The sequence below is a fragment of the Candidatus Kerfeldbacteria bacterium genome (genome assembly GCA_016214565.1).
Lineage (GTDB): Bacteria > Patescibacteriota > Patescibacteriia > UBA10025 > JAHIVO01 > JAXDBW01.
In genome coordinates this window covers 341778-366407 of record JACROE010000002.1, presented here as the reverse complement: position 1 = coordinate 366407, position 24630 = coordinate 341778, and the positions used below count along the sequence as shown (strand labels likewise).

At 50.0% G+C, this 24630-nt stretch carries 21 protein-coding genes, 7 tRNA genes and 1 rRNA gene; 1 reads left to right on the top strand and 28 read right to left on the bottom strand.

Annotated features, from left to right (window positions below):
• Positions 1 to 12: 12 nt before the first annotated feature.
• The 7 genes from HZC01_01810 to HZC01_01780 all read right to left on the bottom strand — a co-directional run bounded on the left by HZC01_01810 (position 13) and on the right by HZC01_01780 (position 4660).
• A tRNA-Leu gene (locus tag HZC01_01810) sits at positions 13 to 99 on the bottom strand.
• A gap of 6 nt (positions 100 to 105) precedes the next feature.
• The gene (locus HZC01_01805; protein ID MBI5037421.1) at positions 106 to 564 is read right to left on the bottom strand and encodes an RNA methyltransferase; all 459 of its coding nucleotides are present in this window, start codon (positions 562 to 564) and stop codon (positions 106 to 108) included.
• Positions 565 to 574: 10 nt separating this feature from the next.
• A tRNA-Gly gene (locus HZC01_01800) sits at positions 575 to 651 on the bottom strand.
• Positions 652 to 788: 137 nt separating this feature from the next.
• Positions 789 to 863 (bottom strand) — tRNA-Cys (locus tag HZC01_01795).
• Between the two features lie 238 nt (positions 864 to 1101).
• Positions 1102 to 1608 carry a 3D domain-containing protein gene (locus HZC01_01790; protein ID MBI5037420.1) on the bottom strand — a complete coding sequence of 169 codons (507 nt, stop codon included), beginning with the start codon at positions 1606 to 1608 and terminating at the stop codon, positions 1102 to 1104.
• A 201-nt stretch (positions 1609 to 1809) separates the two neighbouring features.
• Positions 1810 to 2499, bottom strand: a complete 690-nt coding sequence (locus tag HZC01_01785) for an anaerobic ribonucleoside-triphosphate reductase activating protein (protein MBI5037419.1) — start codon at positions 2497 to 2499, stop codon at positions 1810 to 1812.
• Between the two features lie 13 nt (positions 2500 to 2512).
• A complete protein-coding gene (locus HZC01_01780; GenBank protein ID MBI5037418.1) occupies positions 2513 to 4660 on the bottom strand; it encodes a ribonucleoside triphosphate reductase in 2148 nt (715 codons plus the stop codon).
• A gap of 284 nt (positions 4661 to 4944) precedes the next feature.
• Between HZC01_01780 and HZC01_01775 the strand changes: the two genes are divergently transcribed.
• Positions 4945 to 6039 (top strand): glycosyltransferase, encoded by a 1095-nt coding sequence (locus HZC01_01775; GenBank protein MBI5037417.1) that lies wholly within the window; start codon positions 4945 to 4947, stop codon positions 6037 to 6039.
• A 16-nt stretch (positions 6040 to 6055) separates the two neighbouring features.
• Here HZC01_01775 and HZC01_01770 read toward each other — a convergent pair.
• From HZC01_01770 to HZC01_01670, 21 genes are all read right to left on the bottom strand, one after another.
• A tRNA-Gly gene (locus HZC01_01770) sits at positions 6056 to 6129 on the bottom strand.
• 104 nt (positions 6130 to 6233) lie between these two features.
• The gene (locus HZC01_01765; GenBank protein ID MBI5037416.1) at positions 6234 to 6560 is read right to left on the bottom strand and encodes an MGMT family protein; all 327 of its coding nucleotides are present in this window, start codon (positions 6558 to 6560) and stop codon (positions 6234 to 6236) included.
• Positions 6561 to 6603: 43 nt separating this feature from the next.
• Positions 6604 to 8277 (bottom strand): hypothetical protein, encoded by a 1674-nt coding sequence (locus HZC01_01760; GenBank protein MBI5037415.1) that lies wholly within the window; start codon positions 8275 to 8277, stop codon positions 6604 to 6606.
• Between the two features lie 111 nt (positions 8278 to 8388).
• Positions 8389 to 8745, bottom strand: coding sequence for a 4a-hydroxytetrahydrobiopterin dehydratase (locus HZC01_01755; protein ID MBI5037414.1), 357 nt, complete (start codon positions 8743 to 8745; stop codon positions 8389 to 8391).
• 13 nt (positions 8746 to 8758) lie between these two features.
• The gene (locus HZC01_01750; GenBank protein MBI5037413.1) at positions 8759 to 9556 is read right to left on the bottom strand and encodes an NAD(P)-binding domain-containing protein; all 798 of its coding nucleotides are present in this window, start codon (positions 9554 to 9556) and stop codon (positions 8759 to 8761) included.
• Between the two features lie 95 nt (positions 9557 to 9651).
• Positions 9652 to 9728, bottom strand: a tRNA-Pro gene (locus HZC01_01745).
• Entirely contained in the window at positions 9729 to 10097 is a 369-nt protein-coding gene (locus HZC01_01740) for a nucleoside triphosphate pyrophosphohydrolase (GenBank protein ID MBI5037412.1), read from the bottom strand.
• Positions 10098 to 10184: 87 nt separating this feature from the next.
• Positions 10185 to 10256 (bottom strand) — tRNA-Phe (locus HZC01_01735).
• A 209-nt stretch (positions 10257 to 10465) separates the two neighbouring features.
• A tRNA-Ile gene (locus HZC01_01730) sits at positions 10466 to 10542 on the bottom strand.
• A 385-nt stretch (positions 10543 to 10927) separates the two neighbouring features.
• Positions 10928 to 12415: ribosomal RNA gene (locus HZC01_01725) — 16S ribosomal RNA — on the bottom strand.
• A gap of 473 nt (positions 12416 to 12888) precedes the next feature.
• The gene (trmD, locus tag HZC01_01720) at positions 12889 to 13545 is read right to left on the bottom strand and encodes a tRNA (guanosine(37)-N1)-methyltransferase TrmD (protein MBI5037411.1); all 657 of its coding nucleotides are present in this window, start codon (positions 13543 to 13545) and stop codon (positions 12889 to 12891) included.
• Between the two features lie 73 nt (positions 13546 to 13618).
• The gene (locus HZC01_01715) at positions 13619 to 13972 is read right to left on the bottom strand and encodes a KH domain-containing protein (GenBank protein ID MBI5037410.1); all 354 of its coding nucleotides are present in this window, start codon (positions 13970 to 13972) and stop codon (positions 13619 to 13621) included.
• Between the two features lie 120 nt (positions 13973 to 14092).
• The gene (locus tag HZC01_01710; protein MBI5037409.1) at positions 14093 to 16258 is read right to left on the bottom strand and encodes a hypothetical protein; all 2166 of its coding nucleotides are present in this window, start codon (positions 16256 to 16258) and stop codon (positions 14093 to 14095) included.
• A 115-nt stretch (positions 16259 to 16373) separates the two neighbouring features.
• Positions 16374 to 16715: a 30S ribosomal protein S16 gene (gene rpsP, locus HZC01_01705; GenBank protein ID MBI5037408.1), complete on the bottom strand. Its 342-nt coding sequence runs from the start codon at positions 16713 to 16715 to the stop codon at positions 16374 to 16376.
• 43 nt (positions 16716 to 16758) lie between these two features.
• Positions 16759 to 19419, bottom strand: coding sequence for a chromosome segregation protein SMC (locus tag HZC01_01700; protein MBI5037407.1), 2661 nt, complete (start codon positions 19417 to 19419; stop codon positions 16759 to 16761).
• 154 nt (positions 19420 to 19573) lie between these two features.
• Positions 19574 to 19903, bottom strand: a complete 330-nt coding sequence (locus tag HZC01_01695) for a hypothetical protein (protein MBI5037406.1) — start codon at positions 19901 to 19903, stop codon at positions 19574 to 19576.
• A 158-nt stretch (positions 19904 to 20061) separates the two neighbouring features.
• Positions 20062 to 21543: an aspartate carbamoyltransferase gene (gene pyrB, locus HZC01_01690; protein MBI5037405.1), complete on the bottom strand. Its 1482-nt coding sequence runs from the start codon at positions 21541 to 21543 to the stop codon at positions 20062 to 20064.
• Between the two features lie 190 nt (positions 21544 to 21733).
• On the bottom strand, positions 21734 to 22567 hold the full coding sequence (locus HZC01_01685; protein MBI5037404.1) for a hypothetical protein: 834 nt from the start codon (positions 22565 to 22567) through the stop codon (positions 21734 to 21736).
• Positions 22568 to 22580: 13 nt separating this feature from the next.
• On the bottom strand, positions 22581 to 23414 hold the full coding sequence (gene pyrF / locus HZC01_01680) for an orotidine-5'-phosphate decarboxylase (GenBank protein MBI5037403.1): 834 nt from the start codon (positions 23412 to 23414) through the stop codon (positions 22581 to 22583).
• A 160-nt stretch (positions 23415 to 23574) separates the two neighbouring features.
• Positions 23575 to 23970, bottom strand: coding sequence for a hypothetical protein (locus HZC01_01675; protein MBI5037402.1), 396 nt, complete (start codon positions 23968 to 23970; stop codon positions 23575 to 23577).
• A gap of 261 nt (positions 23971 to 24231) precedes the next feature.
• On the bottom strand, positions 24232 to 24630 hold the full coding sequence (locus HZC01_01670) for a hypothetical protein (protein MBI5037401.1): 399 nt from the start codon (positions 24628 to 24630) through the stop codon (positions 24232 to 24234).

Genomic DNA, 24630 nt, shown 5'->3' with positions numbered 1-24630 from the left:
GGTCTGAGATAATGGTGCCGCCGGTCGGACTTGAACCGACACGGGGTTGCCCCCAAGGGATTTTAAGTCCCTCGTGTATACCAATTTCACCACGGCGGCATGTTGTTATTTACGAATACTGTCAAAGAGGATAATACCCGTGGCTATGCCAACATTCAGGGATTCTTTCCGGCCATGCATGGGTATTTCGATGATGTGATCGCACTGTTTGAGCAATCGGTAGGGTAATCCTGATACCTCATTACCAATCAGGAGCGCGCAGCGTTTTGGGTATTTCAGTTTCGTGTAGTGGATACTCTCGGCTGACTGTTCGAGAGCAATGAGTTGGTACCCTTGTTTGTGGAGATCATCAAGCGCTCGTTTCGTTTGTCGATAGTAGGTAAAAGGCACCGTTTTTTCCGCGCCCAGCGCTACCTTATCAATCTTCGGGTGCGGTGGTTGTGGCGTGATGCCGCACAGGATCATGCGCTTCACGCCAGCGGCGTCAGCAGTGCGAAAAAGCGCGCCTACATTGAACCGGCTGCGGATATTATAGAGAACCACGACGATATCACGATGATGCATGATGATGGGATGGAGCGGCAGACCGGATTCGAACCGGCGACCTTCTCCTTGGCAAGGAGACGTTCTAGCCAACTGAACTACTGCCGCACGTCGAAATGGTAACTTCGGTTACGTGCCCGATTTCACATCGGTCACTCCACCTTCGTTTCATTTCTCCTTATCCTCACAAATGCTTCGCATTTGTTCGGAGTAGTTATGAGAGGAATAGCACTGACGTATCGAAGTGGAGGCCACGAGGGGAATCGAACCCCTGAATAACGGTTTTGCAGACCGTCGCCTTACCACTTGGCTACGTGGCCATGGATGAGTGCCTCATTTTTGGTTGTAAAGGTTTTTTCTGCATGACTTGGTCCCGATTCGCTTGAGCGAATCGAGGATCCTCGGTCCGGTGACGGACCGGGACTACGTGGCCTCGTGAGAATCATCTAAAAAGTGCATCAAAAACTGATGAATGTATGGTGAATAGTATCAAAAAGCCTTTGAAAAATCAAGGAATCTAGCCATTACAAAACCCCAGTTGGACTGGGGTTTTGTTCATTATAGGATTTCAACCGTGATGTACCGGACGCCCCATTGGATAGCGGCTTCGCGGGTTGGCATCCAGATATCTGCAGTATGCCAATACCGGGCAGACATGCGATCCTCGACTACAAATATTTTATCTCCAAAATATTCAGGAAATCGGACTTTTGAGCCAATTGGCAGGAAGTTAGCGGCAATAATACCGTCTCGAACCTGGGTACCTGAGGCAGTGGTAAATGGATCACCGTCAGTTTGGTCAACCGTTGAAGAATAAGCCGTCACCGTGATTTGCATGGTTCGTTTAGCTTCTGGGCGGGGTATGTCAGGGTTTTCCGGGAGCCGATGCAGATTTGGAGATTGCACCTCGATCGCGGCAGGCACTGGGGCAAAAGTAATCTGTTCGACGAGGGCACTTTCAGCAATGACTGACTGGGGAAATGAGAATTGCCAAAGGACGACGAATGAAACGGCAGAGATTATGAGTTTTGTTTTTCTGTGACTCACGAATTGTCTAGAAAACATAGAAAAACATTAATTTATAAATTCGCTAAAATTAGCCATTAATTGATTATATTACTATGGTTTTTGGCTAATTTTAGTTATTTTTTTTACCAAAAAACACCCTATCATGTAGGGTGCAGATTTTGGAGTCAATCAGATTAGCACGGACTATTAATTTGGTCAAGCCCCTCGAGGGGTCCGCGCATTGATCCAGGGGGTGCCCTACCGGATACCCACGGTCTCGACGGTCTGAGAGAATATTTTCATAATTTCCCGTAATTCATCGTCGGTATACGGGTGCTTGTTTAAAAATGAGCTGTCGTTAGCCTTAGTTGGGATAAATTTTTGTAAGTAATATTTTTCTGCTCCGCGGATAAGCTGAGCCATTGATCGAAAGTCTGCGGTACCAAGCTGTTCGCGGACAATGGTGGTGCGGAATTCATAGGGCAACCCTGACGCCATAATCAAGCGGATACTTTCTTGGATATCAGCCGGATTAACCGGCATATTGGTAATTTCTGCATATCGATTAAGGGGACCCTTAATATCCATGGCTATATAGTCAATCAATCGATCCTGAATGAGTGAGTCGAGCATGGCGGGGTTGGTGCCCTGGGAGTCCAGCTTGATTTTGTATCCCAGCGCTTTGATGGCGCCAATGAATTGCGGTAAGTCGGGATGAACAGTTGGCTCGCCACCGGTTATAACCACGGCCTCCAGTTTGCCCTGACGTGCCCGAAGAAATTCTAAAATATCTTCCACGGGGATGGGCGGGAGAAAATACTCTGGTTTTACTAGTTCAGGATTGTGACAATATCCGCAACGAAAATTACACCCGGTGGTGAACACAATCGCGCTCACCAAACCGGGGTAATCAATCATCGAAAATTTTTGGAGTCCGCCGATGCGCATGGCAGTCGGACGATTAACTGTTGGCCGTCACCGGTACTTTAGCCGTTGGGGTTTTTACTTGCGGCGCTACCGCTGGCTGGATCATAGTTCGGTTCTTAAACTCCTCTTTCTTGCCTTTGTTCCACTGTTGAACTGGTCGGAGATAGCCAACCACACGGGAGTACACTTCACATTGAGCGGTGCAGGAAGGGCAGGTAGGATGTTCACCACTTAAGTATCCATGGGTGGGACAGACGCTGAAGGTAGGGGTAAAGGTAAAATAGGGTAGTCGATAGGTTTCGCAGATTTTCTTCACCATTGATTTCACGGCATTTCCATCAGTGATTTGTTCGCCCAGGAAGAGGTGGATGACGGTACCGCCGGTGTATTTGGTTTGCAGTGAGTCCTGCAGGTCGAGCACCTCAAACATGTCGTGTGTGTAATTGACTGGTAAATGAGTCGAATTGGTATAGAATGGTTCGGCGTTATTCTGATAGTCTGCCTCATTCGCCGCGATGATGGTTGGATATTTTTCTTTATCCTTTTTCGCCAATCGGTAGGAGGTGCCTTCGGCTGGGGTAGCCTCAAGGTTGTAGTTGTTTCCCGTTTCTTTCTGGTAGGAAACCAATCGGTCGCGCATGAAGGAGAGAATTCGTTCGGCAAAAGCGTGCCCTTCTTCGGTGCCGATATCTTTGCCCAACAGATTGACCGCCGCTTCGTTCATGCCGACGAGGCCGATGGTAGAGAAGTGGTTTTTCCAGTATTCATTAAATCGTTCACGCATGTGGCGCAGGTAGTATTTGGTATACGGGTAGAGGCCTTTTTCCGTGAAGCGTTCGAGGATTTTTCGCTTGATTTCTAGGCTGTTCTTGGCAATATCCATCAACCGCTCAAGGTTGGTGATGAATTCTTCTTCATTCCGCGAGGTGAAGCCCAGGCGCGGCAGATTTATCGTGACGACACCAATTGAACCGGTGAGGGGGTGCGCACCAAAGAGTCCGCCGCCGCGTTTTTCCAGTTGGCGATTATCGAGGCGCAAGCGGCAGCACATGGAGCGAGCGTCCTCTGGGCTCATGTCTGAATTGATGAAGTTGGAGAAATAGGGAATGCCGTACTTGCCGGAAATTTTCCAGAGCAGATCGGCAATCGGGCTCTCCCAGTCAAAGTCTTTAGTGATATTGTAGGTCGGGATGGGGAAGGTGAAGACGCGGCCTTTGGCGTCACCCTCGAGCATAACTTCGAGCAGCGCTTTATTGAAGATGTCCATTTCTTTTTGGAAATCTTTGTATTGCTCTTTCTGCGGTACCCCGCCAATGATCACTGGTTGCTCCGCAAAGGTCGAGGGTACGGTGAAGTCCAGAGTGATATTGGTGAAAGGTGTTTGGAAGCCGACGCGGGTTGGGACATTGATATTGAAAAGGAATTCCTGAATGACTTGCTTTACTTCCTTATAGGTCAGCTTGTCATAGCGGATGAACGGGGCGAGTAAGGTATCGAAATTTGAAAACGCTTGAGCGCCAGCTGCTTCACCCTGCAGGGTGTAGAAGAAATTTACGACTTGCCCCATGGCAGAACGAAGATGCTTTGGTGCTTTGCTTTCAATTTTTCCGGCGACACCACGGAAACCCTGGCTCATCAGGTCGTAGAGATCCCAGCCGACACAATAAACCGATAAAATATTCAAATCATGCATGTGAAAATCGCCACTGGTATGCGCATCACGCACTTCTTTGGGGTAAATTTTGTTCAGCCAATAAATTTTGCTAATTTCCGACGAGATGTAATTATTGAGTCCCTGTAAGGAGAAGGACATGTTACTATTCTCATTCACCTGCCAGTCGAGTTCATCTAGGTATTGGTCAACCAGATTGACGTGGGCGGTGTCGGCAATTTCGCGCATTTTAGAATGTTGCTCTCGGTAGATGATATAGGCTTTGGCTGTTTTTTTGTACATTGAGGAGAGTAGTGTTTCTTCAACAATGTCCTGAATCTGTTCAACCGATGGGATGCCATCACCGTTGATGACTTGATCAGCCACGCTTAAGACGCGTAAGGTGAGATGTTTCGCTACCTCGCGGTCGAATTCGCCAGTTACTTGGCCTGCTTTGGTTATGGCGTTCACAATTCGCTCGGGATCAAAGGCGACGACGCGTCCATCCCGCTTACGTATCTTGGTAAACATAGTGATGATTTTTGTTAGTATTTATTGATGTAAAATTTGCAGCGGCACGAATCAAGCCTATGCACACAAGATGTAGTGTCGCTAGAGGTAATGATACCACTATATGTAGTTTTGATCAAGTCTTGACCTTTTCCGGTGCTAAGGTAAGAGCAAATCGTTTTCCGTACTACCCATTGTAGCACATAGCTCTGTTCCTGGATCGCCGATAATGATTTGCATTATGTGGACAGGTTCGTCAAAATGCATGATTGTACGATTTTACGACGCTGGAGTAGGATGAGGGTATGACTTCACTTCAGAAAAAACGCATTTTGTTGATTGCGCCAGCGCTTGGTCCAATTGGATCTGGTGAAAATGGAGGTGTGGAGCGCCGGATTCGAGACATGATACGTGCATTAGGCAAGCGAAGGTATCACATTACGGTTATGGCACTCCCGGGGAGTACTGGAATTGACGCCACGATTATAACCGTGGCCGGAACGCCACCATTTGACGCCACCAAGATATCGCGTCAGACAGAGCCGATGTATCCATCGGGAAATGCCGTGGTGGCAATGTGGGAAGCCGCGCGCTTGGTCCAGAATCGGTTTGATTGCATCATTGGCCTACAATATGACATCCCCGCATATCAAGCCTCGGTTCATTTTACCACTCCCGTCGGCCATATTGTTACGGTGGGGTCGCAAAACCACAGTATTGATCGGGCATTGCGAGCTGCTTATCGGCGCTCCCCTGATCAGATTGCGTTTTTAAGTAAGTCACAGGCGGCCAGCTATCCCCAAGTTACCCATCCGACTATTTTTCCTATTGGTACTACCGTGGATACTGCAATATTTCGGCCTTCACTGAATCCTCAGCGACGGCTGATATGGGCAGCTCGGATTTATAGAGAAAAGGGGCTTCATATAGCAACGGCGGTCGCCCATCGTCTTGCCCTGCCATTGGATATTTGTGGCAGGAAACAAGATCCTGAATACTTTATGCAGTGTGTTGAGCCGTATCCTCAATTACAGTGGTCTTATCACGGATTTTTACCTGATCGGGCATTTGCTCAGGTGATCGGCAGTGCTAGCGTTATGCTCGCACCTTATCTATCCCCGGAAGGTATTCCCGGTACGGTCATGGCGTCTCTGGCATGCGGTACGCCCGTGGTGGGAACTCCGGCGGGTGGAATATCTGATGTAATTACCCCCTCAGTCGGTCGTTTAGTAAGTATGGATGCCGAGGTGCCAACTTTTGTCCGAGCAGTCAGAGAAGCCATGCAACTAGATCGACAACATATCCCCGCCGCGATAAAACGGTACTCACTGGAAGCATTCGCCGATTCACTGGAACATTGGATAGAAATATTAATTGGGGAATCAAAAAACAAGGCTTGATTGCCTTGTTTTTTGTTGGAGCGGGTAAGGGGAGTCGAACCCCTCTCATCAGCTTGGAAAGCTGAGGTAATACCGCTATACCATACCCGCACGTGTTATGAGGAAACACCTACGGTTATTCCTCATTACTCTTTTTCCCTTTAGTTGTATGCCTCGCTCGGAATAAATCCGAAGCTCGGCATGCAGGGATGTTGTTAAGGATCCCAGAGATATTGGTTCAGGTCAATGTAATAGTTGCCTTGGCGCTTGGTTACCGCGACACCATCTTTTTTCAGTAGCGCTGCTTGCTCGTGGCAGTCGTGCGTCTCACAGGTGGTACTGATCCGGCCTTCGCGATTGATCACTCGTTGCCAGGGTAGTGCATCCAATCCTGTCGTATCGATCGCATGCAGTGCCCAACCAACCATACGGGCGGCGCGGGGCGAGCCGATCAGGCCCGCGATCTGGCCGTAGGTGGCCACCTTCCCTTTCGGAATTTGTGGAACGATCTGATAGACGCGTTGGTAAAAATTGCCAGTCATACGTTTTCCGTATGCTGTACTGTACGGCGAAAAACCACTGGCGTCAAGACGTGGTTTCTACTTGTGGCAAAGGAGATGTTTTTGCTGGCACTGCATTGCGTATTGGCACTTCAATCGTTGCGGTAGCTGGTGCCGTTCGCATCGTCTGAGCGCCCAGAGTTAATTTGGCACGGAGGCCGGTCTGCTCCAGGATTTGCTCAGGCGTAATCGCCTGGAGTGCGGCATCACGCTGCTCGGCAGTGTAGAAGACGGAATAGATTTCGGGAAGCATAGCATACAGCATTTCATTGAGTGTCACCTTTTCCGCCAGTGCTCGGAAATGTTCTAAGCTGGCGGTGCCTTCACCAAGCAGCATGTCGATACCTGTGGCCGGAACCAGCGAGCCGCTGATGGTTTGGAGATAGGCGAGCACTAATCCGTCGCCGCCATAGGTGGCGGTGGGGATAGTGGCAGCCTGAGCCGCCTCATTTGCCAATCCGGCATTCTCAAGTACTTTGATCCAGGCGGCTTTGGTGCGGGTGAGGTCAGAGACCTGGGAGAATCCACCGAGACATTTCATGCCATAGTACAATGCAACTACTTGGTAACACAGTAACATGCTGGGCATCAGTTGTTTGGTGCGCAATCCTTCAGTAATTGCTTCTGGGGTGAGCGGTACATGCAGATCCATGTCCGCGGCGTGTAAGGTATCACCTTCCAGTGCCATACGTTTTCGATGAGCGCGGTCATTCAAGGCCCAGAAGAAATGCGTACCCGTCGCTTGGGCATTATTAAATCCACCCGGGATACCGTCACAGTGTTCGAGAGCGGCATCACGATCAGATTTTTCAAATAAGAGTCGGTAGAGTGGGGATTCGGGATTATTGAAATGGAAGCGGGTGAGTAATTCCGTCACGAGCGTTTCGATTTCTAAATAGACAAGATCAGGTGTGGCTGAGGTTGATTGATGTTCATTGCGGAACAATTGTGGCCAGAGTTTATAATTGAGTTGGGTAATCTGCGCATTGAGATCCGGTTCTGACAATACTTCGGAGTCGGCAAAGAAATCATCAACAACTTTTTTTACAGCTGTATGCCGTTCGGGCATGATATCGTTTGATTGGAGTTTTTTATCCAATAGCTGATGCGCTCGAGCAATATCAGCGGCAGTATAGGCGCGTGTTTTCCAGACCACGCCCATCTTTTCTTTATCAGGTAAAATTGGAATACGTAAGAGGTTGCCTGAGCCATTCATGCCACCATGGACCAACAGTCCACGGGGATAGGCTGAGGCGTTATTGACTGATACCGAGGCAAATGAAAAGACTACCAGATGATTTAATGTAGCGTCTCGCTCGCGGTCATAGGAAAGCGCACCAATCAGATTTGCATTCACGAAAAAAGGATGGTCAATCGGACCATGATGGTCAGTGGTTGATACCAGTGGGTAGTCACGTAATTGTTGTGCCACTGCTTCGCCGACTGAGTCACCGAGGCGTTGTCCAACCAACTCACGGGTAACTGAAATCAGCTCGGAGCGACGTGCGTCCAGCTGGGGCATCCCCGAAAACTCCAAGAAATTACGCGTGTAGGATCGTAAGTTTTTATTGCCGTGCTCCTGGACTATTTCAGCCAAGATCGGGCTTTTCTGCATGACTGCTGCTTTCAGCGAGTCGAGCGTTTCTGACTGGCTACTATGCGAAGGGTCTCCTTCAGCAGGTTCGCTTGTTACTTTCATAAAAGTATTTGAAAAACCAGTATACCGGAAGACCCCCTATTAGTCAAGGGGGGCCTTTTTTGGGGCTTTGGATGAATTGTGGATAGCCGAATTTGGGCTATTTGGGTGGTTTTACCCAGTAATAAGCTGATCAATCTTGGCGGCCAGGATGAAGTCATTCTCATGCAGCCCACGAATAGCATGAGTCCAGATGATAAAAACGACGCGATTGTAATGCACTGAGAAATCAGGATGATGGCCTTCGGATTCAGCAAGTTCCTCCACCTGGCGCAGGAAAGCCATGGCTGCCCGGAAATTGTTGAAGGTGAATTCTTTGGTCAGCGCCTGGACGTCCCGCGATTTCTGTTTGGTCATGGTGACAGACCAGCCAGGCACCTGTGGCATGAGTTTCTTTATTTCTGCGTCGTTGAGGGGCGGGATACCGCCTTCACACGGGATGCACCGTTTCGTGGTGAGTTGGTCGGTCATATGAGTTTGTTAATTATTGTTCGGATTTTTTTTGAATTCGTTGGGATTGCCGCACTGCATTTCGGATAACCTTTTTGATGAGGAACGTCGTCGCTTTGCTATTAATTACTTGAATCCCTTTAGCAGTGACCCCTCCGGGGGTAGAAGCGTGTGCGACCATTTTTCTCCATTGAACGGTCGGCTTCTTTACCAGAGATATAATCGTGTCATTAATTACTTTTGTCAGGATTTTTTTATGTGTGGGGGAATCTCCAATGACGGCAAAAATTTTAAGTAGTAACGCTGCCACGAAGGCGCTGCCGCATGACGCAAGCACGGTGTAGATATGCATATCTTTATCAGGAATGGTTTGAAGCATTGATGACCAAGCGTTGAGTTGTGAGATGATTTGTTTTGTTCTTTGTCCATTCTGTTTATCGCGCACCAGTAACGCCACCCCTTTTCGCTCAGCAATCAATGGAGACGGCATATATCGGAGTACCACCGCCCTTGGTATTTGACTCATGATGTATGATTGAGAGATGGCTGCGGCAATGCTAATAATTATGGGTGCAGCAACATGGGGGGCAATTTCTAGGAGGACACCCTTGAAATCCTGAGGCTTAATACATAAAAAAATAATCTGGGCATTAGTTACCGCCGTGCTGTTTGAACTCGAGTATGTGACGCCATACTTTTGAGCAATTGCTTCACCCCGTATTTTATTTTTTCGGGTAATCACAATAGCATCCGGAGTATAGCTCTGGATAAGACGAGCAAGAATTTGCTCACCCATTTCTCCGCATCCAATGATGGCTATTGTATGTTTCATGATGGCGGATTTATTTTGGACGACGAGATCTCGGCTTTGCCGGAAACCAGCGGCCTCCTCCGACGGTACCGTCGGAGGCGCTTACTATTATGTTATGGTCGGGGTGACTGGACTTGAACCAGCGGCCTCTTGCTCCCAAAGCAAGCGCTCTAGCCAACTGAGCTACACCCCGTTATTTTTTAACATTTCGTTTTTCGTTGGTGCGGTACCCATTATCTTCTGCCCAGGATAAGTATAATCGTTTGCGGAAGCCGCCTTTCTTTTTCATATTTACCTTGCGCGCCCGTGTAATATCGGTTGAACGGATTTTTTTAAGTTTCTGGATTTCGGCAATGACTTCCATTACGTCAGCGAGTTCGCTGACCAACTCCGCGGTATCCTTAGCTTTTGGTAATGCACTCGCCTCTTCTTCAACTTTTTTAATCAGTTCACGTTCAAATATTTTCTTCGGCAACGTACGCACATGGTAATCCGCTCCCGCGGCAGCGATCCGCTGTGGGATGTTATCGCGAATGACTTTGTTGTAATATATTTTCTTCATTCGCCGGGTGATGAAACTGATGAAGGCGTGGTGCCTGGAGAGCTTTTGTTGTCCGTGGATAGCAGAAGGCGCTCTTTCTCCTCTCAGTGCCGCGGGTCAGAATCGAACTGACGACGCCAGCCTCTTCAGGGCTGCGCTCTACCACTGAGCTACCGCGGCGCTGAGAGGAGAAGGCTATTTTACAGGTGACGCTCCGCCTGAGGCGGACGCTCTACCACTGAGCTATCCAGGCACGTCGAAATGGTAACTCCGGTTCCGTTTCCCGCTTTCAGCAGGCAACTCCACCTTCGTACACATTTCTCCTTTTCCTCGCCTGCCCATGGGCAGGCTCGGTATTTTTTAATGAGGACACGTGTGATTGGAAATGATGGTGGGCGACTCAGGAATCGAACCTGAGACCTCGTCATTATCAGTGACGCGCTCTAACCATCTGAGCTAGTCGCCCGCGATCAGCAGAAAGTATGTAAATGGCCACTTGGTTTTTTTATTTATCCTAGCGCGACGCGCTCCCCGCCCGACTGGACGACGCCAGTCGTTCGAGCGGGTAACCATCCCCGACGTTCCCGAATTTCGGGAAGTCGGGGCTCCGACCTTGCGTCGGAGCTGAGCTAGTCGCCCCTGTAAATAAAAAAACACAGCTATTGATTGCTTCACATTCTAGCAGGTTTCCTGAGAAAAGCACAATACGAGCTGTGTCTTCATTTGCATCCATGTGACAGCTGAAAAGCGATAAGAATTGGCCAGAGTTCCGACTGTGTATCTCGCCCTTGCGGGCGGATAGACGACCAGTGTGCCCATCAGAACCGTGAAGTTCTGTGAGCAGTTACTCCTTAGAAAGGAGGTGATCCATCGACAGCTTCCGCTACCGATGCCTTGTTACGACTTCGCCCCTATCATCAGCCCTACCTTAGGTCCCCTTGCGGGGAATTTCGGGTATTGCCGACTCTCTTGGCGTGACGGGCGGTGTGTACAAAACCCGAGAACGTATTCACCGCAGCGTAGCTGATCTGCGATTACTAGCGATTCCGGCTTCATGAGGGCGAGTTGCAGCCCTCAATCCGAACTGGGGATAGTTTTGATGGGATTAGCTCCACCTTACGGTTTGGCGGCCCATTGTTCTATCCATTGTAGCACGTGTGTAGCCCAGGGCGTCAGAGGACCATGCTGATTTGACGTCATCCCTTCCTTCCTCCTCGTTATCCGAGGCAGTCTGATATGAACAATGTAACATATCATAGGGGTTGCGCTCGTTAAAGGACTTAACCCGATATCTCACGACACGAGCTGACGACAACCATGCAGCACCTGTCCAAGCACCCTCGAAGGAGGCCACGTTTCTGCGGCCGTGCAGCTTGGATTTCAAGCCCTGGTGAGGTTCCTCGGTTATCGTCGAATTAAACCACATGCTCCACCGCTTGTGCGGGTTCCCGTCAATTCCTTTGAGTTTTAGCCTTGCGGCCGTACTCCCCAGGCGGGATACTTAAAGCGTTAGCTTATTAACCGACACTGAGAGGGTCGACACTCCCAATGCCTAGTATCCATCGTTTACAGCGTGGACTACTGGGGTATCTAATCCCATTCGCTCCCCACGCTCTCGCTCTTGTAGTGTCAGGGTCATCCCAGTAGACTGCCTTCGCATTTGGTGTTCTTGCCGATATTAACGCATTTTACTACTACACCGGCAATTCCGTCTACCTCTTCTGCCCTCAAGTATGCCAGTTTTCCCTGCTGCATCCAGGTTGAGCCTGCATATTTAACAGAAAACTTAACATACCACCTTTGAGCTCTTTACGCCCAGTAAATCCGGATAACGCTTGGGGCCTTCGTATTACCGCTGCTGCTGGCACGAAGTTAGCAGCCCCTTATTCCTCAGGTACCATCATTAGTTTTTCCCTGAGAAAAGTAGTTTACACTCCGAAAAGCTTCATCCTACACGCGGCGTCGCTCCCTCAGCCTTGCGGCCATTGGGGAAGATTCTTGACTGCAGCCTCCCGTAGGAGTCTGGGCAGTGTCTCAGTCCCAGTGAGCCGGGTCATGCTCTCACACCCGGTATCCGTCGTCGCCTTGGTAGGCCATTACCCTACCAACTAGCTGATAGACCATAAGCCCCTCCCGAAGTGATAAATCTTTACTTAATCGAAAGTATCGACTAAGCACATCCGGTATTAGCTCGCCTTTCGGCGAGTTATCCCGAGCTTCGGGGTAGGTTACTAATGTGTTACGCTCCCGTCTGCCACTCGTGTATTGCTACACGCGTTCGACTTGCATGCCTTAGACACGCCGCCAGCGTTCATCCTGAGCCAGGATCAAACTCTCATAAAAAAGAGAATTCGTTTCATCCGGCCTTGCCGGATGAAATAGCTCTATATTACTTATGTCACTTTTTCTTAACCTGAAGTGATCAAAACAGGTTGTGATTCCTTACCAGCGCTCTTCGCGCGTGATAATAACCGTGGAATCTGGTAATATTCTTACCACTTTTCAGTTGTCAACGGACTCCAAATCGATGGTGATGGCGCGCCGTGCTTTGTTGAGGACATCCTGGCTTGAACGCAGGTGCACTCCACGGCATAGTTCGCATCAGAGTTTAAATAAAAAATCCCGAGTAGCTCAGGATGCACAATATCACGAAGAAATCTTGAAGTTTTCGTAATGATTATGCTCGCTAGGCCATTTCCTTTCGTTTTTTATGTCAACTTAGCGAAATATTTGCCACCCAATCGTGGTGTGGATTATTGTAGAGGATTTGTAGCGGAGTGTCAACCCCGTTAGAAATCAGATTCTAACTAGGTCAAGACGAACGTTTTGACGTTTGATGGCGTTTTCGCCACTCCTCGATGACTCGGTGGTTACCCGAGCGGAGCTCTCGCGGGACGCGTGCACCACGGAAGACTTCGGGGCGTGTGTAGTGGGGGTATTCTCGGTAGTTGGGTGAGCTAAATGATTCGTCGTGCGATGAGGTGTCATCCCCCAGGACGCCGGGCAATAGCCGTGATACAGCGTCGACAATATTCAAGCTCGGCAGCTCCCCACCGGTGAGTATATAATTACCAATGGACACTTCTTCGTCCACGTATTTCATGATTCGTTCATCGACGCCTTCATAATGCCCCGCGATGAGAATGAGCTGGTCGTATTTTTTTGCATAGTTCTTCGCCGCGGCTTGATCAAACGTCTTTCCTTTTGCCGACAGCAGAATAATGCGTGACTTTCTTTTGCGTCTGATAGATTTTAGACAGCGGAAGATCGGCTCCACCTTCATCACCATGCCCGGGCCGCCACCGTAGGGGCGATCGTCGGTCGTGTGGTGCTTGTCAGTGGCGAATTTCCGAATATCATGGACGTGCACCTCGATCAGTTTTTTTGATTGGGCGCGTTTGAGGATGCTTGCCCCGAGATACGAGTCAAAAATGTCAGGGAAGATGGTGAGTAAGTCGAATCGGTACATATGAAGGTAGTATAAACCAAAAACCGTCACGGGTATACCGGAACGGTTTGTTGGTGACTTGATAAGTCAAATCTTATATTTTGAGGTCATCGACAGCTGAAGTATCAGCTTCTTCTTGTGGACCCGATGTTCGCGATCCTTCGTCTCGTGAACCGCCCCGGTTGCCTTTGCGGTAACCTTCGGGTTCATGAATCTTTAAGTTGACGCGTGCGTGGTTCTTGGCGCCGACAACGCGGAGCAAGGTGCGTACCGCTTTTGCCGTTTGGCCCTGGCGACCAATTACTTGGCCGAGGTCCTGGGGGTTCACTTTGAGAGTGATTAACACGCCCATCTCGTCGACGGTTCGGTCAGATGAAACATCTTCCGGACGGTCAACGAGGGCTTTGACCACGTACTCGACAAACTCTTGGTCTTTTTCTGCAGCCATGTTCGTCGATTCGTTAGTTACTGATTAATCGTGTAAAGTGCATGACCAGGTGCGTCGACCAACACAGCGCTGGCGTACCAGTAGGATATCAATGCCGCCGGGAGGGTGTCAAGCAATGAGTTAATAACAGGAAACTCGTTGCGCATAATTTAAGCAACGCATCCTCCCCCATTTATCTTTGAAACAGGTATCGCGAACGGTGACGACCGTTGATTGCTGTACTTGATTGACGCCATCGCTGACGGTCACGGTGACGGGGTACGTTCCGCTGCTATCAATATTAGTCCACCAGACCCAGGCATTGCGTCCTGGCCAACATCCATCATACGATTGGAATCGTTTATCGCTTACGGTGATGGTGAGCGGATCATGTTCGTAATCGTACGCATTCACCCAGATGATCGCCATGTCTTGCTCATTGACGGTGAGTGGCGCGATCGGTCTAAACACGGGTGGGCAATTGTTATTGGCGCAGAAGGTGGGATTGACCAGCGGGTTGGCATCAACTGCCCCGGTGGAAAAATTTCGCGGGAGATCACAGATGCCATTGAGATCAGTATCGTTGCATCCTTCACCGGGCTCGTCATAGTCACTATAGTAATTGCCACGCCCTTCGCGTTGGAGTTGGGTTTGAGGCGAGCTCCATAATTGATCGTAATTTCCTTCCCCATTGAGTCCATTATCTATAAATGTGTTCTCGTAGGCAAATATTTCTGAAGATGAACTCTGGAGCTCGAGGGCACCATCAATCAGATTCGGATCAGAGCCATTGTGTGAAAAGTAATTATGATAAATATTCCACCGTTCAATCACATCTTCATTAGGGTTGAATAGTCCGAAGGAAACCATATTTAACATACGATTATCTTGGATAACCATATCAGTGATAGGCACCTGTGGCGCTTCCGTACTACCCACCAAGTACATGGCTCGTACACCATGGTAGCCACCGGTGTATGTGTTGTTGGTGATCGTGAAGTGATGTGTTCCGTTTCCGAGCCAGACTCCCTCGGTATTGGTATTGGGGTCGTATTGGACAGTGGAATTACCGTCGATCGTGTTGTGGTGCGGGAAATAATAAGTGGGTGATCCACCAGCATCAGTTTGGCCAAAATAGGCCTCGATACCAACATAGGCACCATTCACGGTATTGCGAGTGATTAGATTATCATGCGCGTCGTGCACCAGAGAAATAGCTGAGATCATTTTATAGTTACTGACGGTGGTGTTGTCGGTGATAATGTTATGATGGGCTGCCTCCTGGTACCGTGGAGCGTCCGATGCGGTGAATCCATGTAGCATGATGCCACTTCCCGCAAGGGTTGGCGACGTTGGCTCATAATTGTAGTAACTAGCTTGATTATGGTGGATGTTATTCGAATCACTGGCACGGTCAATCTCTATGCCACCATTCTGCCAGTAGCTGAAGCCAAATTCATTGTCATGGATATTATTACTGTCAGAATTCAGCGTCACATGAATGCCGGTCATACTTACGCTGGTGTTATGGTGCACATCATTGTGGTCGGATTCCCAGAGGCTCATGAAAATGCCGTTGGCCCAGTGCCGTTTAACATCAAACGGTTCTGACCTGTTGTAGGAGATTTCTGAATTATTGGTATTTCTAATCATGAGGTGGCTCCAGTAGTTGAGATAGTAGAGCTCAACATCGGTGGCGTATTGTAAAAATGTATTTTGGGTGATCGTCAGACCAGTGCTGATCGGGCCATCGGGATCGCTACTGCCCGAGATAATGCCCAAAAACATATTTTTTAGCGTGCAATTGGTCACGGTGACATTATTGAGGCCTGATGCGATTTTAATACCGTCAGTCAGATGATTAGGTGTAACGTCCTCGAGGATGGCACCATTACAATCGAGCGTCACATTATCCGCAGCAATGGTAATAAAGGTGCTACCGGGCACATTATTACTATAGGTGCCTGGTTCGAGGGTGGTATTGTCGGTAATAACCATGCCGACCGTGGGGATGACATTGGTGGTGCTCACCTTTGTTGCGACAAAACTATCCTCAATCAGACGGAGGGTTGGCCAGCGCAGTGTTCGCTCTTGAAGGTAGCGTGCCGGAGTAGCGGTGGAGGTGGGTTCATGTCGCTGATGCGCGTATGCTGATGTCGCTACAATCCCCGGGTCTTGAACCGGTTCTTGAATTTGGATTGACGTATCAATTTCCTCTGCGATCAGTTCAGGCGCGATGAGGCCGCTGCTTTGGAGCGGCGCTATCAAGAGGGCAAACAGGGCAATGCTGAAATTAATTTTTTTCATATATAATCTTAAAATAAAATATACCCGCATGAGTAACATGCGTATTAGTGAACTCCCTCCATGCGTGTAAACAACTCTATTTGAGCAAGGGGAAGGATATGCAGTGGCCTAGCTTTTAGGCAGCTGCAGGCGGAGTCGCTGGTGCGGCTGGCGCTGCGGCAGGTTTCGACTCCCCTTCAGGAGCGGCCTTCTTTTTGATGTTTGCCACTTTGACTTTTGCCGTGGTTACCAATTTTTGATCAACCAGTAAGTTATGAACAGTCCCTGAGGCTTGGGCGCCATGGGAGAGCCAGTGTTTTACCCGATCAACCTTCAGATTGGTTTCACGCGTGTGTGGATTATAGGTTCCGAGCAGTTCAAGATAGTCGCCCGTGGTATCCTTGGTTTTCTCTGAAACGATAACCCGATACAGGGGGTGCTTCTTTTTTCCGACTCGAGATAAGCGAATCATTAACATAGTAGGTGTATGGTAGTGAAAAGGGGGTATCCTGTCAAGACTCTTAGCGATTAACGATTTTCTCAGCTTGCTCCATGTTCATGGAGAGGAGCTTCGAGACCCCGTCATCGCCCATGGTGACGCCATAGAGGATACGCGCTTTATTCATGGTTGCTCGATTATGGGTGATGATAATGAACTGAGTTTTTGAGGATAATCGTTCAACGATGGAGGCAAAACGCAGGGAGTTCGATTCGTCCAATGCCGCATCTACTTCGTCCAGAATGACGAAGGGTGACGGATTGTTGTGAATAATTGCGCAGAGTAAGGCGATTGAGGTCATAGCGCGCTCGCCACCAGAAAGCATACTAATACCGCGGAGGCGTTTGCCGGGCGGGGTGGCATGGATATCAATTCCGGTTACCACTTTTTCGCCGGTGCCTTTTTGAGCTGGCTGCGGCTCCGCTGCTTCTTCGGCATCTTCGTCATCCTCCGCTGCTTCTTCGGCATCTTCGTCATCAATTTCGCTGCCCGGCGCGGGTAGTTCTTCTTTAACGAGGCTTAGGCTGGCGTTGCCACCTTTGAACAGAATCTTGAAGTATTCGGTAAATTGTTTACTAATTTGTTCAAACGCCTTGGTAAATTGGGCTTTAATGGTTTCGTCTAATTCGGCAATAATTTTTTCTAGGTCAGCGATGGCTGCGTTCAAGTCGTTGCTCTGGTGGGTCAGGAAATCATACCGTTCTTTTGATTGCTGATATTCTTCTGCCACCTGGGTGTCGATGCCGCCGATAAGTTCCAGTTGTTTTTTCAGTTTTTGGATATCATTAAATAATTCTGGTTGTGGTGATGCCTTGGAGCTGGTGGCATAGATAGCGTCGCGCTCTTCATCGGATAATTCATCTACCATTTCGCGCTCGAGATCTTCCTGGCGCGTCTCAAGTTTTGCGAGCTCGACTCGGATTTCGCCCAAGGTCGTGGTAATGGCATTGAGTGATTGCTGTTGTTCGTGGAGTTTCTGTTGTAAAGCAAATACCTTTTCTTTCTGAGCCTGCTCCTGTTCATTAAATCCGCTGAATTCAGCATTGATTTTGTTTAATTGTGCATCCAGGTCAGCCACTTTTTTCTGGAGATCTTTGAGCTCTGTTTGCATGCTGGATGTAGCGCTATCCGATGACTGGCCGCTCCGCTCTATTTCTTTTGTGACGGTTTCCAGCTCTGATTTCGTTTGTCCATATTGTCCCTGGAGCATCGCTTCTTTTTCTTGAGCTACGTGTAATTTTACCTGGGCGGTGGTCAGCGTATGGGTGGCGGATTCTTTTTCACGGAGAATGGTGGTGATCGATTCTTGGAGTTGCATCACGGCAAGCGGGTCCCCGGTGCCAGACTTTTGCACTTTATGGCGGAGTTGGGCGATTTGGCTGGAGAGCGCCTGCGCCTCGGCAGTCAGGCTACGGAGGTCATCGGGCGTCGTGGTTGCTTGGAGATGCTCGAGTAGAGTTTTTTGGCGGTCGTAAATCAGCTCAAGCTCAGTGGCGATTTCAGGAACGGTGATCGCTTTGCTGGTTGTCAGTTCGTCTTTTGCCGCGGTTAAACGTTCACTGGTGGTGCGATAATCGCTCTCGAGGGTTTGGCATTTTTTTTCAGCCGCGGCAACAATCATTTGTTGCTCAGTTACTTCAGTATGTGCGGCAGTAACCGCTGCTTCGAGCGAAGACTGAGTACCGGTGAGCTGTTCCTGACGACGTTCGAGCCAAACCGTATTGACGTCGCCCGATTGGTGTCGGGCACTGTCGATTCTCCCCTTGAGTGAGGCTTGGTCGCGCAAGAGTCGATTTTTTTCGGCAATGATTTCTGCGTAGCGGCGTTGTAATTCGCTGAAACGATCTTGGCGCGATGACCCGCCGGCTAATTCCTGCATTTCTTGTTCAGTGGCACGCATATCCTGTTCCAGCTTGGCACGGGCGGCATCGGTCTTTTGGAATTTTTCATCCTGGGTTGCATGCTGGCGCTGGAGATCATTCCAGGTGCCTGTGTAGTAGGTGTGTTGGATGCCTTTTAATTCTTTCAAAACCTCTTCGCGTTTCTCGAGGCGATGAACCTGACGGGTAAGGGAACGGACGCGGGGTTCGATTTCCTGGATCAGTAATTCAGCCTGTTGGAGGTTTTCTCGAGTTAGGTTGAGCTTATTTTCTGCTTGTTCTTTCTTGATCTGAAATTGGCGGACACCGGCGGCTTCATCAAAGTATTCTTTTCGCTGGGTCGGACTGGCGGCCAAGAATGCGTCTACCGTCCCCTGGCCGATGATGCTGTAGGTGCGCTGGCCAAAGTTAGATTTGGCTAAGAGTAGGAGAATGTCATGCAAGCGCACTCTATTTTTATTGATGTAGTATTCCCCTTCACCGTCGCGGGACATTTTGCGGGTGATGACGACTTCGGAGTAATCAATCGGGGCTTTGCGATCTTCATTATTCAAAATCATGTCCACTTGGCAGTATCCCAAACGGGTTTTCTTATCCGATCCAGCAAAAATGACGTCGCCGGACTTTTTGCCGCGGATTGATTTGAGGCTTTGTTCGCCCAAAACCCAGCGCACTGCGTCGGCGGTGTTTGATTTGCCTGACCCATTCGGCCCAACGATAGCAGTGATGCCCGGTTTGAATTCGAGGGTAGTTTTATTGGCGAACGATTTGAATCCCTGGATGACCAGTCGTTGCAGATACATAGGGTTGATGTACGGGGTTGGAGCGCGAGTGGGTACAAATTAAAGAGGATCATTCGCGCCCTCAATGGGCGCTATTCTACCATATTTATAATGAAATTTCAAAAAGAAACCAGGAGACATGAGTGCCTCCTGGCAAGATTGGGCCTAGGATTACCTATACTTGTTTGACTGAGCGGAGATGGGGGTAGCGTTCGGCTTCGATTTTGTCAATTAATTTTTGACAATACCTCACTAAGAGGAGGAAGGTTCCCATCAAAGCGAGGTATAGGGCAATGCTTCCCAGGACGAGCAGAATTTTCACAAAGCTATTCGTGAAGAAACTGCTAATCAACATAGCCCAACTGACAAACCCGCCAAGGGATATACCGAAAAAGTGCCACCCTTTTCCTATCCGTTTGCGGTAGGAAGCGATGATCCAAGAGAAGCAGGAAACAGGGTACCCTAGTAGGGCGCCCATGGCGACAACCACTTCACGTGCAGTCATATGATTCTCCCGATGGTTTGAATGTGCTCTTTGATAAATTACTTTAGTGTAGGGTGCATTTTAATGGTATGTCAATAGGATAAAAAACCGCCATACCTTGGACTGGTACGGCGGGTGAGAGAGTTGAATGAAAAAGGTCATCAGATGATTGTGTCGGCCTAAGCAGCCAGGCACATGAGCAACTGATAGTGAGTGAAATCTCGCTCACAATAGATGCAGCGGGCAGACGAATGTGTCATGGAGCGATTGATGATACGGAACCGTGAGATCGCTTCCGGTTCGCGGTTGGTGATGCAGCTGTCATTTGGGCAGCGGAAGATTCCCTCGACATGGGAGGGGACTTTATATGTCCGTTTGACCTTGATGTTGTTTCCCGGGAATTCGTTGACCGTTATTTCCGGGAAAATGTACTGCACCGTGGCCGCGCTGATGGGGTCGAGCATGATGTCCGGCAGGAGCAGGACATCTTTTTGACCCTCGTATTTGCGGGTGTGTACATGCTGCACCAACTGGCGCGGCAGTTCATCCGTAATGCAGCTGATTGATTCGAGAATGCGGATTACATTGATCGCTTCCCCAGACGGGATGTGGTCGATGACGGTGCCGTGGTTGATCGGCTGGAAGAACTTCACCGGCTTCATATCAGCCGCAATCGGAAATTCGCGACTTTCGCTGAGCAGATCCCGATCAGGCGACCACTGCCCCAGGCCCTGGAACGGATCAAGCAAGGCTCGGACAAAAACAGCCATTCGGGCGGGGATACCGTATTCAGCCTGTTCAAAGGCGACCATGCGGGGGTCGTGCTTAATGTCCGCGGCAATCTCTTCCACTGAGGGGAGTGGATGCATGACAATGACGTCGGGTTGGCACGAGTCCAAGAATTTCTTATTGAACACATATTTACCCTGAACCGATTGTCTGAGGATTGGATCTGTGATCCGCTCCAACTGGAATCGGGTCACATAGATGACGTCGCAGTCGCGCAGTGCTTCCATAGATTCGCTTTCGCACACGATATTGATGCCCGCCTTGTACTGCGGCAGCATCTCTGCACCTTTCGGTGCCACCAGGGTAACCCTGATATTGTCGAAATGCTTCAGCGCTTGGATCAGCGAGACGGCTGTCCGGCCATTCGCCAGGTCCCCGACCAGGCCAATATGCAGGTCGTCTAAGCGCCCCTTCTTCTCCAGGATCGTGAGAAGATCCAGGAGTGTTTGGGTGGGGTGCTGGTTTCTGCCATCACCGCCATTGATGACGGTCACCTGGTGGCCGTACTGTTCGATAACTTCCGCCACCCAGCGCGCACTGCCCTCCTGGGTAGCGCGCAGGACCAGGATGTCGGCACCTTGGCCGGCAATCATCCGGGCGGTATCAGCCAGTGACTCGTGTTTCATCAGGGATGTCCCTTCAGCACCCGAGAATTCGTCGATTCGCATACCGAGATTAAGCGCAGCCTGCTTATGGGACTTGTGCGTCCTCGTCGATGGTTCGAAAAATGCCAGCACTGCTTTCTTGTCAGGGAATTTGGTGCTGTAGGTTCTAGCCAAGGCATGTTTTACCATGCTTTGTCCGGCCTTCACCATGACTTCAATTTCCTGACGGCTGGTGAAGTCATTGGTGCTTAAGATATGTGTGTACACAACAAAACCTCCTACCCTCCATGAGGGTGGCTAGATTGTTAAGAAAACTATGTTAATTTTGTTTTTTGTCCAAATTAACCAGAGGGTAACACGTGCATGGCAAAGCGTCAAATGGAAAAAAAGAGAGCTCTCGAAGGGGGTTCGAGAGCTCGCAGAGGGTAAGTATCTATAGTGTGACAATGAGCAGAGGTTAGGCCATCTGTTTTGAAGTGCCACACTGCTGGCAGATGGTGTTGGAGCCGGGATTCCCCGACTGACAGCTCGGACAACTCCAGCCAAGGGGCGGCTCTGGTTTTGTAGTCAAGCGCACCCAATTGGAATGGGGTTTCTTCGGTGGGATTGCCTCAGAACCGTTGCGGCAGTGAGGACAATCTTCCGGCGTCCAGCGCGGCATATTCTGGTCAACGACCGAAACATACTGCTGATCGCCGAATTTCGTCTCGCCTGAACGATTGAAGAAGATACCGACAAACGGTATCAGCTTGGCACCACCGTCAGTGGCTTCCATCAGCGCCGTCTGCTGAGCGCGTAGCGTGGTCGCCTCGGTGACGAGTTCCTCTATCTGGAGGACCGTGTCGCCGGGTTTGATGCCGAAGCGGACGAGTTTTTTTACCCCGTCCTTTTCCTCGGTGTAGGCAGACCGAGCGCCAAGGAATCCAGCCACACTGTCGCTGAACGTGATGCCGGCCATGGGCGAGCCCAGCACCCAATCGATGGAGCCGAACTCGATGCCGGCATCCATGAGGATTCGCGCCTGCTGAGCGGCCATCACTTCCTTGATGAGCGGATATTGGAAGAGTTCAGGACAGTTGATGTAACCAACCGAATGTTTTCCGCTGGTGAGGAGCGCGTGCGGCCGGGTCGGATCGCCGCCGTAGTCGAAGTACCAGTGTGCTTCAGCGATGCCGATAAGCCGGAGAATTTCTTCCTGCGGTAGCGGGAAGCCCTTGAGGATCGCCTCAATCTGCGGGCGGTTGTTGAACACGCAGAAATCACGCGTTGTTTTCAGATTCTTGGTTGACAAATGAATCACCTCCTTATACTGCATTGCGCAGCGCGTTCACTTCGTCGTTGGAATTCTGCGCTTCACGCTCAGCGGCCTGATCGAAATCAGGGCCAGCTGAAGCATAGAGCACGTTTCTCGAGAAATTGATGATGGCCTGTCCACCCTTGTTATGCTGCATGGTTGCAGCGGCATCACCACCCTGGGTTTTCAAACCCGGGATGAGGATGGGGATGTCGAGGCCGATAGCGTCACGGACACGCCCGAGCTGTTCGGGCTTGGTGGCACCGACGACGAGGCCAAAGTGGCCAGAAGCGCCGAAGTCAGCGACGGTTTTTTCCGCCACGTGCATGTAGAGCGGTTTGCCGTCGCATTCCAGGAGCTGATAGTCAGCGGCGCCGGGGTTTGACGTGAGACACAAAGCGATGACGGCGAGACCGGCCTTGAAGAAGGGGTGCGCGGTTTCATTGCCCATGTACGGATTCCACGTAACGGCGTGGAAACCTAACTGAGCCAGACCTTCGGCGTAGTGCTCAGCAGTATTGCCGATATCATTACGCTTACCGTCCCCGATCACCAGGTGATCAGGATGGCGTTCACGAATGTACGCCACGGTACGAGCAAGTGCGCCCCAGCCCTTTTTGCCGCTACTTTCGTAGAAGGCAAGGTTTGGCTTGAAGACACTGCAGTACGGCGCCACGGCGTCAATGATGCGCCGATTGAACATCTCGATACCGACGTCGGCACGAATGCCGTACAGTTCAGCGATGTGCAGCGGGACTTTTTTACGGTCAAAGTCCAAACCGACGCAGATGATGCTATTCTGCCGTGTTTGTATCGCTGTGAGGCGATCAACGAATCGGGACATGCGTTCCTCCTTGAAAAGAAAGGGTTGAATTGTGATAGGGCTATTTCTAGCGTTTATTTAGGTTTCACCACACCTTAACATTAGGTAAAGGTTGGGTCAAATAAAAGAACGCGTCAGTTGGGGGCTGACGCGTTACATTTAGGTAGGTACAAATAGCAGACTATTTTACCTGGCAGAAGGAGACCTTTCGAGTCGGGCGCGGCGGGCGGTTCCATGTCCTCGGGGTGCGTTGGGCAGCGCCCCGTGACTGATGTTCTAGCGCATAGACGAGCCAGTCGGTCGGATTGACGGTCAGCGTTTCGCTGCCGACGCGGAACGGTTTGACACCATATTCTTTGCCGGGCTGGGCAACATTGGTCCGCTTGCGTTCATGTTCGAGCGTGTGGACCCGGATGGTCAATGGTTCTCCCGGTTTTTCCGGATTGAAGATGACCAATTCATTCTTGGTGCCAAAACCGTTTGATTCGACGGCAATGCCGAGAATAATGTCATGTTCGTTATGCGCCGGAAATACTGCGAAGACGTGGCCAACGGGCACGAGATTGCCACTAGCCATGGTACACCTCCATGTGTTTGGTTGTTTTGAAGGACTATTTTTGGGTTTCTGTTTAGTTTCCTCACACCTTACCATCTGATATTGGTCGGGTCAAATCAAATGAGAGACGGTTTAATCGTGGGCAAATAAAAAGTGCCGCCCCTTTTTCAGCAGGTTAGGGCGGCACCGGAATCCATCAGAGATGCGTAGCGTTGTGCGGGAAAACGCGCGATGTCTGATGGAAGGATCTGTGGCATGCCCCGGAGTCCGAGTTGTTCGGAGCTAGGTGGCTAAGCGGAGCGCTTCATTGTCCGGATCTTCATATGTTGATCCGCCGGCAGTTTCAGCAGGCACAGCGCTCGCCTCTGATGTGAACGGGGCATCAACCGCTTGGATGCAGAAGACGGTCATGCCAGAGTGGAAGTTTGTTGTATCACCAACTTTGATGGCGCAGCGTTCGCCGGCGCGAACCAGCTGACGGACATGGTGATCAACTTCCATCGAATCGACGACGACCTCTTGGTCGAGGTGTGTCTGGCGATGAGTCTCACAGAGGAGCTGGTCGCCTTTACACACCTGTTTTTTGACCTGAATGCCAACGCATCCGAGATTGGGGAAGAGTCTGATAACTTTTCCCACCTCTTTCATTACCGGCATGCCGCCGGACTGAGGTCCGGTCAT